This is a genomic window from Mycolicibacterium diernhoferi (assembly GCF_019456655.1).
Classification (GTDB): Bacteria; Actinomycetota; Actinomycetes; order Mycobacteriales; family Mycobacteriaceae; genus Mycobacterium; species Mycobacterium diernhoferi.
In genome coordinates, this window is record NZ_CP080332.1 from 4361091 (window position 1) to 4377873 (window position 16783).

Sequence of the window (16783 nt, forward strand, 5' to 3'; positions counted from 1 at the left end):
GTTGCTCCTACTGTGTCGTTCCCCCGGGTCGCTCCGCCCCTGCCCGCGAGGAGGCGGGCGGCACGGCCCAGGTTCCGGTGAATTCGGGGTCCCGTTTGGCGGCGAACGCCGCGTAGGCCTCCCCCGAATCGGCTGTGGCGAAATTGCCGGGCTGGGCGCGGGCCTCGTTGCCCAGCGCCTCGGCGAAGGTGGCGGTGGCGCCGTCGTTGAGCAACGCCTTGCTCTGCGACAGCGCGAACGGGGGGCCGTCGGCCAATCGCTGCGCCAGCGCGTCGACGAAACCGTCGATCGCGTCGGCCTGCTGCACCCAGGTCACCAGCCCGAGTTCATGCGCCTCCGCGGCGTCGATCATATCGGCCAGCAGCACAAGGCGTTTGGCCTGTTGCAGACCGACGATCTTGGGCAGTAGCCAGGAGCCGCCGAGGTCGACCGAGAGTCCGCGCTTGGCGAAGATCTGACAGAACTTCGAGTCGGGTGTGGCGACCACCAGATCGCAGCCGAGCGCCAGGTTCCAGCCCGCCCCGACCGCGACGCCGGTGACCTTCGCGATCGTCGGCACCGTCAGATTGTGTAATGCCAGTGCCACATCGGTGAGCCGCTGCAATTTGCGCCGGGGATGAACGGTCTCCCCGGTGCCGATATCGGCTCCGGAGCAGAACGCGCCGCCGGCCCCGGTGAGCACCACCGCGCGCACGGTGTCGTCGGTGTCCGCGGCGCGCAGCGCCGCCGCCAGCGCGTGCCACAGTTCGACGTCGATGGCGTTCTTGCGGTGCGGCCGGTTCAGGGTGAGGGTGCGGACCCCGTCGCGGTCCTCGATGAGCAACGAGTCACTCATGGGGATACACCGGTCCGATCGCCCCTTCGCCGCGCATCTCGTCGAGTTCCGCTGCGCTATAACCGAATTCGCCGAGCACCGCATCGGTGTGCTGGCCCAGTCCGGGCACCGCGCCCATGCCCAGCTCGACGCCGCTGATGACCGGGGGCGGTAACAGTGCGGCGATCTCGCCATTGGGTGTGTCGACCTGGCGCCAGCGGTCACGCGCCTTGAGGTGGGGGTGCGCAATCACCTCGCTGGGCTTGTTATAGCGCGAGTTGCCGATCCCGGCTGCGTCGGCGGTCCGCTGAATGTCGTCGAGATCGTGTTGTGCGCACCAGGATTCGATGGCCGCGTTGAGCTCGTCGCGGTGTCGGCAGCGGTCGGTGTTGGTCGCGAAGCGCGGATCGTCGGCGAGGTCGGGACGTTCGATGATCTCGCGGGCCAACCGCTGCCACTCCCGGTCGTTGGTGGTGCCGAGCACCACCGTCTGACCGTCCCGGGTACCGAACGAACCGTACGGTGCGACCGCCGGTGAGCTCATGCCCAGCGGTTCCTGGTCGATCCCGGAGTGCTGGGTGTAGGTCAGCTGATAGCCCATGATGTCGGTCATGGTGTCGAACAGGCTGACCGCGACCGCCGGTGCCGCCTCGGTGGAGCCGGTGCGGGCCCGGCCCAGGAGCAACGCCATGATCGACAGTGCCGAGTACAGACCGGTGGTGATATCGGCGACCGGTGCGCCGGGCTTGGCCGGCATCCCCGGATACCCGGTGGCGGCGCAGGATCCCGACTCCGCCTGTACCAGCAGGTCGTAGGCGCGCTTGTCCGACAGCGGACCACCGGGGCCGTAACCGTCGATCTCGACCGGGATCACCTGCGGGTGGCGCTCACGCAGATCTGCGGGCCCCAACCCGAGTCGTGCGGTCGCGCCGGGGGCGAGGTTGGACACGAACGCATCCGCACCGTCGAGCAACCGGTGCAGGACTTCCATCCCGGCCGGAGATTTCAGGTTCAGGGTGACCGATTCCTTGCCCCGGTTCGCCCAGACGAAATGCGCGGCCTGGCCCAGCACGACGTCGTCGTAATCGCGGGCGAAGTCGCCGCCCTTGGGATTCTCGATCTTGATCACCCGGGCGCCGAAGTCGGCGAGCACCCGGGTGCACATCGGCGCGGAGACCGCCTGCTCCATGGCGATGACGGTGATACCGGCCAGCGGGCCCGTAGGCGTCGACTCGCTCAACATGACCACCGTTCGCTCGTGAACTCGCTCACCCGGTCACATAACCATGCCGGGACGGCGCCTGGTGAGGCGGGTGATCGCGGGTCGCGGGAAAGCATGGGCGGGCCGTCCGATGACGGCTGATCGCGGCATCACGCGTCAGTAGCTCTTCGGCAGGCCAAGGACATTCGCGGACAGGAAGTTCAGGATCATCTCCTGGCTCACCGGCGCGATCTTCATCAGGCGGGACTCCCGGAAGAACCGGGAGATGTTGTACTCCTCGGAGTAGCCCATCCCACCGTGGGTCTGCAACGCCCGGTCGGCGGCCCCGAAGCCGGCGTCCGCGCACAGATACTTGGCCATATTGGCCTCGCGGCCGCAGGACCGGCCATTGTCGTACAGCCAGGTCGCCTTGCGCAGGATGAGTTCGGCCGCGTCCAGGCGCGCCAGCGAATCCGCCAGCGGGAACGCGATGCCCTGGTTCTGCCCGATCGGCCGGTCGAACACCACCCGCTCGTTGGCGTACTTCACCGCCCGGTCCAGCGCCACCCGCCCGATGCCGAGCGCTTCCGCGGCGATCAGCATCCGCTCCGGGTTGAGCCCGTGCAGGATGTAGGAGAAGCCCTTGCCCTCCTCACCGATGCGGTCCTCGACGGGGATGCGCAGGTCGTCGATGAACACCTCGTTGGAGCTGACCGCGTTGCGGCCCATCTTCTTGATCGGCCGAATGTCGACATGGTCGCGGTCGATGTCGGTGAGGAACAGCGAGAGCCCCTCGGTCGGCTTGCCACCGCGGCGCTCCACGTCCTCGCGGGACTCGGTGCGGGTGAGCAGCAGGATCTTCTCCGACTCCAGCGCCTTCGAGATCCACACCTTGCGGCCGTTGACGACATAGCTGTCACCATCGCGCTTGGCGAATGTGGTGATCCGCGAAGTATCGAGTCCGGCACCGGGTTCGGTGACGCCGAAGCAGACGTGCAGATCGCCGTTGACGATCCGGGGCAACGTCGCCTTCTTCATCTCCTCAGAGCCGAACACCACCACCGGCTGCATACCGAAGATCGACATGTGGATGGAGCTGGCGGCATTCATGGCTCCGCCGGAACGGGCCACCTCCTCGGCCAGGATGGTGGCCTCGGTGATACCCAGACCGTGCCCGCCGTACTCCTCGGGGATGGTCATGCCCAGCCAGCCGCCGGCGGCGATCGCATCGTAGAACTCCTGCGGGAACTCGTGCGCCTGGTCCTTTTCCATCCAGTAGTGGTCGTCGAACCTGGATGCCAGTTCGGCCACCGATTTCCGGATCAGCTGCTGATCTTCGGTGAGTTCGAAGTTCATTCCCTCGGACACGGTTCCTCCTGAATTCTGTGCACGCGACGGCACGGTGCAGGCGTCTCCTGCACCGTCCGCCGATACGCGCTCTGGCTAGTCTTTGACGCCGCTGACCGCGCGCGCGTTCGCGGTGAAATCGGCGAAGCTGGACCCGCCACGCTTATCGTGGTTGCTCAGCGCCTGGATCGAGACATCATGCCCCTCAGCCTGTTTGCGCAGTGCACCGACCTTGGCCTCTTCCCGCGGGACGTGCTTGAACGGGTCGAAGTGGTACAGCCTCATGGCGTTCTCGTGGGTGATCTTGTTGATCTCGTCGTCGGGCACGTCGTAGGTCTTGAAGACCGCGTCGAGCTCCTCGGGCGCACCGGGCCACATCGAGTCCGAGTGCGGGTAGTCCATCTCCCAGCAGATGTTGTCCACACCGATCATGTGCCGATTCTTGACCCCGACCGGATCGGAGATGAAGCAGGTCATGAAGTGCTCACGGAAGACCTCGGAGGGCAGCTTGTCGCCGAAGTCCTGATGGGTCCACGTCGAATGCATCTCATAGGTGCGGTCCACCCGGTCCAGGAAGTACGGGATCCACCCGGTGCCGCCCTCGGACAGCGCGATCTTGAGATCCGGGTAGGCCTTGATCGGCGCCGACCACAGCAGGTCGGCCGCGGCCTGCACGATGTTCATCGGCTGCAGGGTGATCATCACGTCCATCGGGGCGTCCGGCGCGGTGATGGCCAGCCGGCCCGAGGATCCGATGTGCACGTTCATCACGGTCTCGGTGTCGACCAGCGCGTCCCACATCGGCTTCCAGTAGTCCAGGTCATGGAAGCTCGGATAGCCCAGCGCCGACGGGTTCTCGGTGAAGGTCAGCGAATGCACACCCTTCTTGGACACCCGGCGGATCTCGTCGGCACACAACTGCGGGTCCCAGATCGCCGGGATGGCCATCGGGATGAAGCGGCCGGGGTGCGAACCGCACCACTCGTCGATGTGCCAGTCGTTGTAGGCCTGCACCAGCGCCAGCGAGAACTCCGCGTCCTCGGTGGCGAACAGCCGGGCGGCGAAACCCGGGAACGAGGGGAAGTTCATGGTGGCCAGTACGCCACCGGCGTTCATGTCCTTGACCCGCTCACCGGCGTCGTAGCAGCCCTTGCGGATCTCGTCGAGGCCCTGGGGCTCCAGGCCGTACTCCTCCTTCGGCCGGCCGGCGACCGCGTTGAGCGCGACGTTCGGGATGACCGTGTCCCGGAACTGCCAGGTGTCGGAGCCGTCCGGATTGTGCACCAACCGCGGCGCCTCATCGACGTACTTCGCCGGCAGATGGTTCTTGAACATGTCCGGCGGCTCGATGATGTGGTCATCGACGCTGATCAGAATCATGTCGTCGTGGTGCATGGGCGGTCCCTCCGGGGTTCCATCGTCAACGCTGGCGATTCTCGATACCTGCAAACTAACTTCTCACGTGACGAGAATCAACGTCTAAACCGGTTGTCCATGGCTCTGACCGTGGTTTTTCGGCCGCCACCGGCAGTGCCGACGGGATCGATGACCTGCGTTTCCATGGACCTCACGACCAAAGACTGGAAATCTGTTAGTCAGTTATGAGAATATGATTCTCGTACCGGAGAGGACACCGACGGGAGCCGATTCGGCCCCTCGCCGCCAGACCCGAAGCAGAATCGAACCAGGAGAGGTTGCACCGTGTCGTTTTTCCCCAAACCAGCAGCAGGAAGCTGGACCGAGAATTGGCCGGAGTTGGGCACCGCCCCGGTCGATTACACCGACTCGATCGATCCTGAGCACTGGAAGCTCGAGCAGCAGGCGATCTTCCGCAAGACCTGGCTGCAGATGGGCCGCGTGGAGCTGATCCCCAAGAAGGGTCGATACATCACCCGCGAGCTGCCCTCGGTCGGCCCCGGCACCTCGATCATCATCGTCAACGACGGTGATGAGATCCGGGCGTTCTACAACCTGTGCCGCCACCGCGGCAACAAGCTGGTGTGGAACGACTACCCGGGCGAAGAAGTCTCCGGCAGCTGCCGCCAGTTCGTCTGCAAGTACCACGCCTGGCGCTACGACCTCAAGGGCGACCTGACCTTCGTCCAGCAGGAAGGTGAGTTCTTCGACCTGGACAAGGCCGACTACCCACTCAAGCCGGTCCGCTGCGAGGTGTGGGAAGGCTTCATCTTCGTCAACTTCGACGACGACGCCGAATCCCTTGAGGATTTCCTCGGCGACTTCGGGCAGGGCCTGAAGGGCTACCCGTTCCATGAGATGACCGAGCACTACAGCTACCGCTCGGAGGTCAACGCGAACTGGAAGCTGTTCATCGACGCGTTCACCGAGTTCTACCACGCACCGATCCTGCACATGAAGCAGGCCGCGAAGGAGGAAGCCGAGAAGCTCGCCGAATTCGGTTTCGAGGCACTTGCCTACGACATCAAGGGTGACCACTCGATGGTGTCGTCCTGGGGCGGAATGTCGCCGCCGAAGGACCTCAACATGGTCAAGCCCATCGAGCGCATCCTGCACAGTGGCCTGTTCGGCCCGTGGGACCGCCCCGACATCAAGGGCATCCTGCCCGACGAGCTGCCGCCGGCCATCAACCCGGGCCGCCACAAGAGCTGGGGCACCGACTCTTTCGAGTTCTTCCCGAACTGGACGCTGCTGTTCTGGGCGCCGGGCTGGTACCTGACCTACAACTACTGGCCGACCGCCGTGGACAAGCACATCTTCGAGGCCGACCTGTACTTCGTGCCGCCGAAGAACCTGCGCGAGCGGCTCTCTCAAGAGTTGGCCGCGGTGACGTTCAAGGAGTACGCGTTCCAGGACGCCAACACCCTGGAGGCCACCCAGACCCAGATCGGAACCCGCGCGGTCACCGAGTTCCCGCTGTGTGACCAGGAGATCCTGCTCCGCCATCTGCACATGACCGCCCACCAGTACGTGGACCGGTACAAGGCCGAACTCGAAGCAAAGGCCGCCGGTTCGAGCAACGGCACCGCCGCCAGCAAGAAGGAAGCCGCCAATGTCTAAGCTGCCCGAGGAATTCGCCGATCTGGAGCGGTTCTCCGATTGGTGCCTGCCCACCGAGGAGGAGCGCTACGCCAAGCGGCTGGCCTCCACGATGGACGAGATGCAGGAGCTCTACGACGCCGGGATGGCACGCCTCGAGGACATCATGGTCTACGTGGACGCACGCTTCCCGCTCAAGGGCATGCCCGAGGACGCCAAGGCACTGGTGCACCTTGGCCAGTCGATCGTGATGGTGAGCTTCCCGGTCGAGGTGTGGAAGCAGCCGCGGGTGCTCGACAGCGGCGCCGCCTACATCCAACTCATCAAGGAGCCGGTGGTCTGATCGTGCTGACCCTCAAAGCTGCGGGTCTTCTCGACGTCGATGCCGGGGCGATTGTTCGCCCCGGCATCGTTCGTGTCGACGGGGACCGGATCGTGGGCATCGGCGGTGAACCCGAGGGCGAGATCGTCGATCTCGGCGACGCCATCCTGCTCCCCGGCCTGATGGACATGGAGGTCAATCTGCTGATGGGCGGCCGCGGGGAGAACCCCGGACTGTCCCAGGTGCAGGACGATCCGCCGACCCGGGTGCTGCGCGCGGTGGGTAACGCCCGGCGCACCCTCCGCGCCGGGTTCACCACGGTGCGCAATCTCGGATTGTTCGTCAAGACCGGCGGATACCTGCTCGACGTCGCGCTCGGCAAGGCCATCGACGCGGGCTGGGTCGACGGCCCCCGCATCGTGCCGGCCGGCCATGCCATCACCCCCACCGGTGGACATCTCGACCCGACGATGTTCGCCGCCTTCATGCCCGGCGCGCTGGAGCTGACGGTCGAGGAGGGTATCGCCAACGGTGTGGACGAGGTTCGCAAGGCGGTGCGCTACCAGATCAAGCACGGCGCACAGTTGATCAAGGTCTGCGTTTCCGGCGGGGTCATGTCGCTCACCGGAGAGGCCGGCGCCCAACATTATTCGGACGAGGAGTTGCGCGCGATCGTCGACGAGGCGCATCGCCGTGGACTGCGGGTGGCCGCGCATACGCACGGCGCCGAGGCCGTCAAACATGCGGTGGCATGCGGCATCGACTGCATCGAGCACGGTTTCCTGATGGACGACGAGGCCATCCAGGCGCTCGTCGACAACGACCGGTTCCTGGTCACGACCCGCCGGCTGGCCCAGGCCATGGACGTCTCCAAGGCTCCAAAGGTACTGCAGGACAAGGCCGCCATGATGTTCCCGAAGGCCGAGACGTCGCTCAAGGCGGCCTATGAGGCCGGGGTCAAGATCGCCGTCGGCACCGATGCGCCCGCCATCCCGCACGGCCGCAACGCCGACGAACTGGTCACCCTGGTGGAGTGGGGCATGCCGCCGGCCGCAGTGCTGCGGGCGGCAACGGTGGTCGCCGCAGACCTGATCAACGTCACCGACCGGGGCCGACTGGCCGAGGGCCTGCTCGCCGACATCATCGCGGTTCCAGGCAACCCGCTGGAGGACATCACCGTTACACAGGATGTTAAATTTGTAATGAAGGGCGGTAAGGTCTACAAGAATGGGTACGCCGATGGCTCCTAGCCGAACAGACGATCTGGTCGAAATCCAGCAGCTGCTGGCCAAATACGCGGTCACCATCACCCAGGGTGATGTCGAGGGACTGGTCAGCGTCTTCACACCGGACGGCACATACAGCGCCTTCGGTGACACCTACACGCTCAACCGGTTCCCGGTTCTGGTGGATGCCGCACCCAAGGGCCTGTTCATGACCGGCACCGCACTGGTGGATCTCGTCGAGGGCGCGGATACCGCCTCCGGCACCCAGCCGTTGTGCTTCATCGAACACTCCAAGCACGACATGCGGATCGGCTACTACCGCGACACCTACGAGCGCACCGCGGACGGTTGGCGTCTGAAAACCCGTGCCATGACCTTCATCCGGCGCAGCGGTGATCACGACCACGGCCGGCCGCACGCGATCGGCAGGCCGGAGGCCGGATGAGCGAGCGCAGCGAGCGAATGATAGATCTGCAATGGCGGAGCCGAGCCCGCGAGGCAACGGCATGAGTGGGTTGCATGATCCGGCCGAATTCCGCACGGCGCTGCAGTCCTGGCTGGACGCAACCGACCTGACTCCCCCGGAAGACCAGACACTTCAGGGACACATGGCGCAGTTCCGCCGCGTGCAGCGCGCGCTGTACGACGCGGACTTCGGCCGCTACGGCTGGCCCGAGCCCGCCGGTGGACTGGGCGGGCCGGCGATCCTGCGCGCCATCGTCGGTGAGGAGATCGTGGGTCGGCGGTTGGCCGAACCGGGGCCGTGGTCGATGCTCGAGGTTCTGGCACCGACCATGATCGACTACGCCACACCGGAACTCGCCGCCGACATGGTGCCGAAACTGCTGTCCGGTGAGGAGCAGTGGTGCCAGGGTTTCTCCGAACCCGGCTCCGGTAGCGACCTGGCCTCGCTGACCACCCGCGCGGTACAGGACGGCGACCGCTGGATCATCAATGGCCAGAAGGTGTGGACCAGCTTCGCCCAGTTCTCGCACCGATGCATCCTGCTCACCCGCACCGGTGAGGGGCACGCCGGCATCACGGCGTTCTTCGTCGACACCGACACCCCGGGTATCACGATTCGACCGCTGCACACCATGCACGACGTCGATGAGTTCTGCGAGGTCTATTTCGACGACGTGGTCGTCGACGCGAGCCGGATGCTCGGCAAACCGGGTGACGGCTGGCAGCTCGCGATGGACCTGCTCCCCTACGAACGGTCCACCTGTTTCTGGCAACGCATCGCCTACCTGTACTCGCGATTCGACGCACTGATCGACGAGGTCAAGAACCAAGGCCAGGCGGTGGATTCGGATATGGGCGAGGCCTACCTCGCGCTGCACACCCTGCGCTGCCGGTCCCGCGCCACCCAGCACCGCCTCGGCGAGGGGCACAAACTCGGCGCGGACACCTCGATCGACAAGGTACTGCTGGCCGGCGCCGAACAACGTCTGTACGACACCGTGCACGATCTGCTGCCGGGGGTGATCGAGCTGGAAGACACGGCGTGGCGCACCGAGTACCTCTACTCACGCGCCGCCACCATCTACGGCGGTACCGCCGAGGTGCAGCGCAACATCATCGCCCGCCGCCTGCTGGATCTCGGGAAGGAGTGACGGTGGACCGCGATTCACTCGAACTGCTGGAAGACGGTCTGCGCAAGACCATGCTGAGCTGCTCGGGCCCCGACCTCGACGCAGCGCTGACCGAACTCGGATGGGCCGACATGCTCACCGACATGCCCGAGATCGCCGTCCCGCTGGTGTTCCGGCTGCTCGGCGAAACCGGTTCGCATGCATCCGTTCTCGTCGATGTCGTGTTGCACGCCACGGGTAACACCATCGGCGACACCGTCGAGCTTCCGCTGCCCTACGCCGGTAACTCGTGGGTCGTGTGGGACCGGATCTCGGCAGAATCCGCGGACCCGACGCTGGGCGGCCTGCCGCTGCGCCGCGAGGAGGAGGGCTACCCCATCCGGGTGGCCGAGGCCCGGGTGGCGGTGAGTTGGTGGTTGGTCGGATCGGCGCGCGCGATGCTGGCACTGGCCCGCCAACACGCATTGGACCGGGTTCAGTTCGGTAAGCCGATTGCGGGATTTCAGGCTGTACGCCACCGGTTGGCCGAAACCCTGGTGGCCATCGAGGGCGCGGAGGCAACGCTGACCCTGCCCGATTCCGACAGCCCCGACCTGACCTCCTTGCTGGCCAAGGCCGCCGCCGGCAAGGCCGCGCTCACTGCGGCCAAACACTGCCAGCAGATTCTCGGCGGTATCGGGTTCACCGAGGAACACGATCTGCACCGGCATGTGAAGCGGGCGCTGGTCCTCGATGGGCTGCTGGGCAGCTCCCGCGAGCTCACCAAGAAGGCGGGCGCCGGACTACGGGCCCGGGGTTCGGCTCCGCGCCTCGCCCACCTCTGACCGTCTCACCCCCGCGGCACTACGGTTTGCGTCCGACTCCCGAGATCGGGCACAAACCGTAGTCTCGGCGCGCTCAGTTCGCAGGGAAAGATGGTTTCCCGATGGGCCTTCTGAAAATGCGAAAATGAGAATAGTATTCTCGCCATGGGAAAGCTAGAGTCTCCGACACACACGTCGCGAGGGGGTGGAGCAGGGCGATGCCCAAGCATTCTCCGGTACAGTCCATCCATGCCCTTCACACGCCGCTCGCAACTGAGGCGCCGGTGACCAGCGCAAGCGAGGAACCAGCCTGGAAGCAGCGCGCGGTCGAACGGTCCATCAAGACCGCCAAGCTGCGAGCCGCGCAACGCGTCCAGCGCTTTCTCGACGCCGCGCAGTCGATCATCATCGAAAAGGGCAGCACCGACTTCACCGTCCAAGAGGTCGTCGACCGCTCTCGCCAGTCGCTGCGCAGCTTCTACCTGCAGTTCGACGGTAAGCACGAACTCCTGCTCGCACTCTTCGAGGACGCCCTGAGCCGGTCCGCGGACCAGATCCGGGCCGCCGTCGCCGGACAGACCGACCCGATCGAACGGCTCAAGGTCGCCATCGAGCTGCTGTTCGAGTCCTCGCGACCCGATCCGACCGCCAAGCGCCCGCTGTTCACCGACTTCGCGCCGCGCCTGCTCGTCTCACACCCGTCCGAGGTCAAGGTGGCCCACGCGCCCCTGTTGGTGCTGCTCACCGACCTGATGGAAGAGGCCGCCGCCGCCGGGCGGTTGCGCCCCAGCATCAATCCACGCCGGATGGCCGCGATGACCATGCAGACGGTGATGTTCGTCGCACAATCCAGTGGCGGCGATGACGCCACCAACAAGCCGATCAGCGCCGCGGAAGTGTGGGACTTCGTCGCCCACGGCTTCACCACCGAAGACTGAGAATCACGTTCTCGGCCGGCTGAGGCCGGCCTTCCGCGACGGTGCCCGTGATGCCCGCCGTGGTCGCCTTCGCGCTCATTTGAGAATCACATTCTTCCGCTTCGAGAGTTGAAGTATTCCGAATTGAGTCTGTCATTGACACGGGGCGGCCGCCGGTGACAGAGTGCTGAGCAAGTGCCAAACATTCAGCAGAATCGAGGACCACATGGCAGGGCGGGTAGAAGGCAAGGTCGCTTTCGTCACCGGCGCGGCGCGCGGACAGGGTCGCAGCCACGCAGTTCGACTGGCCGAAGAGGGCGCCGACATCATCGCGATCGACATCGCCGGGCCCATCCGCCCGGGAGTCGAAACCGCCATCCCCGCCTCCACTCCGGACGATCTGGCCGAGACCGCCAACCTCGTCAAGGGGCTTGACCGCCGCATCGTCACCGCCGAGGTGGATGTCCGCGACTTCGATGCGATCAAGGCCGCGGTCGACAGCGGCGTCGAACAACTCGGCAGGCTCGACATCATCGTCGCCAACGCCGGCATCGGTAACGGCGGCGATGTGCTGCACGAAACCAGTGACCAGGACTGGGACGAGATGATCGACATCAACCTGACCGGCGTCTGGAAGTCGGTCAAAGCCGCTGTCCCGCACCTCATTGCCGGTGGCAACGGCGGCTCGATCGTGCTGACCAGTTCGGTCGGCGGGCTCAAGGCCTACCCGCACTGCGGTAACTACATCGCCGCCAAGCACGGCGTGGTCGGTCTGATGCGGACCTTCGCCGTCGAGTTGGGCCAGCACATGATCCGAGTGAACACCGTGCACCCCACGCACGTCTCGACGCCGATGCTGCACAACGACGGCACCTTCAAGATGTTCCGTCCCGATCTGGAAAACCCGGGTCCCGACGATATGGCGCCGATCTGCCAGTTGTTCCACACCCTGCCCATCCCGTGGGTCGACCCGGTCGACATCAGCAATGCGGTGTTGTTCCTGGCGTCCGACGAGGCTCGCTACGTCACCGGTGTCACGCTGCCGGTCGACGCCGGTAGCTGCCTGAAGTAGCCGATGACCGACACCGTCCTGGTCACCGGGGCGTTCGGTCTCGTCGGGTCGGCGACGGTGCGCGCCCTGGCCGCCGCCGGACACCGGGTGGTGGCCACCGATCTGGACAATGAAGCCAATCGCGCCAAGGCTCGGGCACTTCCGCTCGGAGTCGAGGCGCGCTGGGCCGATCTCACCTCGCCGACCGACGTACAGGAGCTGATCGTCGAGGTCGCGCCGGCCGCCATCGTGCACCTGGCCGCGGTGATCGCGCCGGCCATCTACCGTGTCCGAGCGCTCGCCCGCAGGGTCAACGTGGACGCCACCCGGACCCTGGTCGATACCGCTGCGGCCGCACCACGGCCTCCCCGGTTCGTCCACGCCTCCAGCAATGCGGTCTACGGGTCGCGCAACCCACACCGCCACCCCGACCCGGTGACCGCCGACACGCCGCCGCGACCCGTCGAGCTCTACGGTGGACACAAGCTGGAATCCGAGTCCTACGTTCGGAATTCGCCTCTGGACTGGGTGATCCTGCGCCTCGGCGGGGTGATGAGCACCGACCTGTCGGCGTTGCCGTTGGGTCTCGACGCCCTGTTCTTCGAGAGCGCACTGCCGGTGGACGGCCGCATCCACATGGTCGACGTCCGCGATGTGGCAACCGCTTTCGCCGCGGCCACCACCGCCGACGTGGCCGGGGAGATCCTGCTCATCGCCGGCGACGAGACCCACCGGATGCGTCAGGGTGATGTGGGGTCCTCGCTGGCCGCAGCCCGCGGGTTCCCAGGCGTGCTGCCGCCGGGCCGCCCCGGGAACCCCGACAGTGACGACGACTGGTTCATCACCGACTGGATGGACACCACCCGTGCGCAGGAAGCCCTGAGATTCCAGCACCATTCCTGGCCGGACATGCTCGAGGAGATCGGTGCGCAGGCAGGCTGGCAACGCCGGCCGGCCCGGCTGATCGCGCCGCTCGCCCGGGTTTTCGTCAAACGCCTCGGCGCCTACCGCGAGGAGCCGGGAATCTACGCCGATCCGTGGCGGGTGCTCAGTGCCCGTCTCGGTGACACCGGATTGGATACCACGCAATCATGACCGTATTGGTGATGGGAGCCAGCGGGTTCCTCGGCTCACATGTGACCCGGCAGCTGGTGGCCCGCGGCGAGGATGTCCGGGTGCTGCTGCGCACCTCGAGTGACACCCGCGGCATCGACGACCTCACCGTGCAGCGTCACTACGGCGGGTTGTTCGACGACGAGGCGTTACGCACCGCGATGACCGGATGCGATGCCGTCTATTACTGCGTGGTGGACGCCAGGATGTGGGTGCGCGACCCGGCGACGCTCTTCGCCACCAACGTCGAGGGCTTGCGCCACGTCCTCGATGCCGCGCTGGACACCGGCGTCGACCGGTTCATCTTCACCAGCACCGCGGGCACGCTGGCCGCACCCAACGGCCGCCCGATCACCGAGGACGACCCCGCAGACTGGGACGGTGGCGGTCCCTATATCGAATCACGCAGGGCAGCCGAGGATCTGGTGCTGCACTATGCCCGCGAACGTGGCCTGCACAGCGTCGCGCTGTGTATCTCCACCACGTACGGCCCGGGCGACTGGCAGCCCACCCCGCACGGCGGGGCGCTCGCCATGGTCGCCGCGGGAAAGCTCCCGTTCTACTTCGGCTATTCGCAAGAGGTGGTGGGCATCGAGGACGCCGCCCGCGCCATGCTGCTGGCCGGTGAGCACGGCCGCAGCGGCGAGCGCTACATCATCTCGGATCGCTTCATGAGTTCCCAAGAGGTGCACCGCGTCGCGGCCGAGGCGGGCGGGGTCCGGGTGCCTCGGGTCGGTATCCCGATGCCGGTCCTGCACGCCGGTGCCCGGTTGAACGACGTGGCCTCCGGACTGTTGCGCCGAGATCTGAAGTTCGCCGCCGTCGGCATGCGCATCGTGGAGAACATGGGTCCGCTCGACCATTCCAAGGCGACCCGGGAACTCGGCTGGACACCCGAACCGACGGAGGAGTCGATCCGGCGCGCGGTCCGGTTCTACGCCGCGAAACGTTGAGGCACTGGGCGACTCACCGTCGCTGAGCCCGCGCCCGGCCGCCGACCCCCGGCGCGGAACCGATGACGCCCTGCTCCTCCAGGTCGGCGATCTCCCCATCGGACAGTCCGAGCTGGGCCAGCAGCACGTGGTTGTGCTCGCCGAGCAGCGGCGCCGGGCTGTGGTGGAAGTGCGCCGGCCCATGCGACACCGAGATCGGCAGCGTGCTGTGCGGTGCGGCGTTGTTCACCGAATGCCCGACGAACTCGAAGAACCGCCGGTGTCGCAGCTGGGGCAGCTCGGTCTGCCGGTGTGGCTGCATCACCTTGGCCACCGGAACTCCGGCAGGCCACAGTGTTTCGACGATCTCGTCGCTGCTGCGCGGCAGGCACCACGCGGCCAGCTCCGCATCGATGCGGTCGTGGTGTGCCCGGCGCCCGGCAGCGGTGCCCAGCTCCTCGGCCATCGCCCAGGCCGGCTGCCCCAGCGCATCTCGGAGCGCTTCCCACTGGGTGTCGGTGGCCACCGCGATGGCCACCCAGCTGTCGGCCCGGTCGAATTCGTCGATGTCGGCGCTGCGGTAGAGGTTCTGCGGCGCGGCCGCCGGTCCCCGGTTGCCGTCGCGCTGCAGCAGCGCGCCGTAGGCGGAATGCTCGATCACCTGCTCGGCGGCGATGTTGAGCGCCGCGTCCACCATCGCCGCCTCCACCAGCACCGCCTCGCCGGTCTGGCGGCGATGTTCCAGGGCCAGCAGCAGCGCATTGAGCGCGTGCACACCGGCGTTCGGATCGCCCACTGAGTAGGGCTCGAACGGTGTCCGGTCCGGGTAGCCGGTGAGCCAGCTCAGGCCGGAGGCATCCTCGATGATGTAGGCGAAGGCCGGGTTGTCCCGCCAGGGGCCGTCCAGCCCGAAACCGGGCATCCGCAGCATGATCACGCCGTCGCGTAGTTCGCGCACGGACTCGAAGTCCAGCCCGATCTGGTCGATCACCCGGGGGGTGAAATTCTCCACCACCACATCGCAGGTGGCGATGAGCCGGCGTAGCACCTCGCGGCCCTCATCGGTCTGGAAGTCGAGCGTGAGCCCCAGCTTGTTGGTGTTCAGCGCGGAGAAGATCGGCGAACGCTCCCACCACAGCTCCTCGCCGGCCGGGATGCCCGCGATCAGCCGGGTGCCGTCGGGGCGGGCGGTGGACTCCAGATGGATCACCTCGGCGCCGAGCATCGCCAACACGTGGGTGCAGGACGGACCCGCCCAGAACGTGGTCATGTCCAGCACCCGCAGACCGCTCAGCGGCAACCGGTCGCTGTCCGGTTCCCCGGCCGGGCCCGGACGCGGTGCCAGGTCCTGCTCGGTGACCTCATCGGTGTGCTGCCCCAGTGCGGGCGCGGGCGAGGCCGGCCGCAGCGTGACACCGGATATCCGGTAGGGATGCGCGGGCTGCACGAACCCGCCGCCCGGATGTTCCACGAATGCACCGCGCTCCACGAAATGATCCATGGCGGTCACGTTCTCACCGTTGCCCACCGGCGAGTTCGGGATCCGGAACGCCGAGGCGAGGTCGCGGAGGTCGTCGACCCGCTGTTCGCGAACCCAGGCGTAGAGCTCCTCGGCGTGCAGGTTGGCCTGCTCGGTGATGGTCAGCGTGGTGTTCTCGTCGATCCATTCATCGTGCCCGGCCATCGCGCACAGGTCGTGCCACTGTTGGGCCGTCCCGCACCCCAGTGCGACGAGCCCGTCGGCGGCCTGCGCGACACCCGGCACCGTCGGTTTGCGCTCGGTACGCCAAGGACGCCCGAGCATCTCGAAGTAGGTGACCGGATAGTAGGTGAGACAGAGGATCTGGGCTTCCAGGGCGGACAGATCGATCAGCTCACCGTGCCCGTCCCGCAAGCCGCGGACCCGGAAGGCCTGGGTCATCGCCGCGGCGTAGGCACCGGTGACCCAGTCCCCCACCTGCCCACCGACGTGCGCCGGAGCCCGGTCCTGAGACCCTCGCCCGATGCCCAGCGTTCCGCCGGACCAGGCCTGCAGGGTGAACTCGGTGGCCGGCCGGTCCTGCCACGGGCCGTCCAACCCGAACGGCGTGATCGCCGTGACGATCAGGTGCGGATACCGCCGGTGCATCTCCAGCGGTGAGATCTGGTCGGCCACCGTGGATCCGGGGGTCCAGATCAGCGCGTCGGCGCCGGCCAGCAGCCGGTCCAGCGCGGCACCGCTGGTGACCACACTGCGTTTGCCCCCGGCCAGGAACTTGAACAGCGCCCCGCTGTCCCCGGCGGGGATGTCGGCCCCGGAGGCCGACCACCGCCGGAGCGGATCGCCCTGGGGCGGCTCCACCTTGATGACATCGGCGCCACCGTCGGCCAGCATCTTGGTGCAGTAGGCACCCGCGATCCCCGTGGACAGGTCGATGACGGTGTAACCGGTTAGCGGTGCGTTCATG

General features: G+C 66.6%; 15 protein-coding genes. 10 read left to right on the plus strand and 5 right to left on the minus strand.

What is annotated here, in order from left to right:
- Positions 1–7: 7 nt before the first annotated feature.
- The 4 genes from K0O62_RS20625 to K0O62_RS20640 all read right to left on the minus strand — a co-directional run bounded on the left by K0O62_RS20625 (position 8) and on the right by K0O62_RS20640 (position 4757).
- The gene (locus tag K0O62_RS20625) at positions 8–835 is read right to left on the minus strand and encodes an enoyl-CoA hydratase/isomerase family protein (RefSeq protein WP_073853161.1); all 828 of its coding nucleotides are present in this window, start codon (positions 833–835) and stop codon (positions 8–10) included.
- Positions 828–2054: a CaiB/BaiF CoA transferase family protein gene (locus tag K0O62_RS20630; RefSeq protein WP_073854284.1), complete on the minus strand. Its 1227-nt coding sequence runs from the start codon at positions 2052–2054 to the stop codon at positions 828–830. The genes K0O62_RS20625 and K0O62_RS20630 overlap by 8 nt, the downstream gene beginning before the upstream one ends.
- Positions 2055–2192: 138 nt before the next feature.
- Positions 2193–3371, minus strand: a complete 1179-nt coding sequence (locus K0O62_RS20635) for an acyl-CoA dehydrogenase family protein (RefSeq protein WP_073853159.1) — start codon at positions 3369–3371, stop codon at positions 2193–2195.
- 87 nt (positions 3372–3458) lie between these two features.
- Positions 3459–4757 (minus strand): amidohydrolase family protein, encoded by a 1299-nt coding sequence (locus K0O62_RS20640; RefSeq protein ID WP_073853157.1) that lies wholly within the window; start codon positions 4755–4757, stop codon positions 3459–3461.
- A 306-nt stretch (positions 4758–5063) separates the two neighbouring features.
- Here K0O62_RS20640 and K0O62_RS20645 point away from each other — a divergent pair, with 306 nt between their 5' ends.
- The 10 genes from K0O62_RS20645 to K0O62_RS20690 all read left to right on the plus strand — a co-directional run bounded on the left by K0O62_RS20645 (position 5064) and on the right by K0O62_RS20690 (position 14357).
- Positions 5064–6398, plus strand: coding sequence for an aromatic ring-hydroxylating oxygenase subunit alpha (locus K0O62_RS20645; protein WP_073853155.1), 1335 nt, complete (start codon positions 5064–5066; stop codon positions 6396–6398).
- Positions 6391–6720, plus strand: a complete 330-nt coding sequence (locus tag K0O62_RS20650) for a hypothetical protein (protein WP_073853153.1) — start codon at positions 6391–6393, stop codon at positions 6718–6720. Before K0O62_RS20645 ends, K0O62_RS20650 begins: the two co-directional genes overlap by 8 nt.
- A 2-nt stretch (positions 6721–6722) precedes the next feature.
- Positions 6723–7949: a metal-dependent hydrolase family protein gene (locus K0O62_RS20655; protein WP_073853151.1), complete on the plus strand. Its 1227-nt coding sequence runs from the start codon at positions 6723–6725 to the stop codon at positions 7947–7949.
- Positions 7939–8370 (plus strand): nuclear transport factor 2 family protein, encoded by a 432-nt coding sequence (locus K0O62_RS20660; RefSeq protein WP_372512788.1) that lies wholly within the window; start codon positions 7939–7941, stop codon positions 8368–8370. The genes K0O62_RS20655 and K0O62_RS20660 overlap by 11 nt, the downstream gene beginning before the upstream one ends.
- A 61-nt stretch (positions 8371–8431) precedes the next feature.
- Positions 8432–9541: an acyl-CoA dehydrogenase family protein gene (locus tag K0O62_RS20665; protein ID WP_073854283.1), complete on the plus strand. Its 1110-nt coding sequence runs from the start codon at positions 8432–8434 to the stop codon at positions 9539–9541.
- A 2-nt stretch (positions 9542–9543) separates the two neighbouring features.
- Positions 9544–10344 (plus strand): acyl-CoA dehydrogenase family protein, encoded by an 801-nt coding sequence (locus K0O62_RS20670; RefSeq protein WP_234799934.1) that lies wholly within the window; start codon positions 9544–9546, stop codon positions 10342–10344.
- 263 nt (positions 10345–10607) lie between these two features.
- A complete protein-coding gene (locus tag K0O62_RS20675; protein WP_097933855.1) occupies positions 10608–11261 on the plus strand; it encodes a TetR/AcrR family transcriptional regulator in 654 nt (217 codons plus the stop codon).
- Positions 11262–11466: 205 nt separating this feature from the next.
- Entirely contained in the window at positions 11467–12312 is an 846-nt protein-coding gene (locus tag K0O62_RS20680) for a mycofactocin-coupled SDR family oxidoreductase (protein WP_073853143.1), read from the plus strand.
- Between the two features lie 3 nt (positions 12313–12315).
- Positions 12316–13386 carry an NAD-dependent epimerase/dehydratase family protein gene (locus K0O62_RS20685; protein WP_073853140.1) on the plus strand — a complete coding sequence of 357 codons (1071 nt, stop codon included), beginning with the start codon at positions 12316–12318 and terminating at the stop codon, positions 13384–13386.
- Positions 13383–14357 (plus strand): NAD-dependent epimerase/dehydratase family protein, encoded by a 975-nt coding sequence (locus K0O62_RS20690; RefSeq protein ID WP_073853138.1) that lies wholly within the window; start codon positions 13383–13385, stop codon positions 14355–14357. The genes K0O62_RS20685 and K0O62_RS20690 overlap by 4 nt, the downstream gene beginning before the upstream one ends.
- Before the next feature lie 13 nt (positions 14358–14370).
- Here K0O62_RS20690 and K0O62_RS20695 read toward each other — a convergent pair whose 3' ends face one another.
- Positions 14371–16782 carry a CaiB/BaiF CoA transferase family protein gene (locus K0O62_RS20695; protein ID WP_073853136.1) on the minus strand — a complete coding sequence of 804 codons (2412 nt, stop codon included), beginning with the start codon at positions 16780–16782 and terminating at the stop codon, positions 14371–14373.
- Position 16783 lies beyond the last annotated feature (1 nt).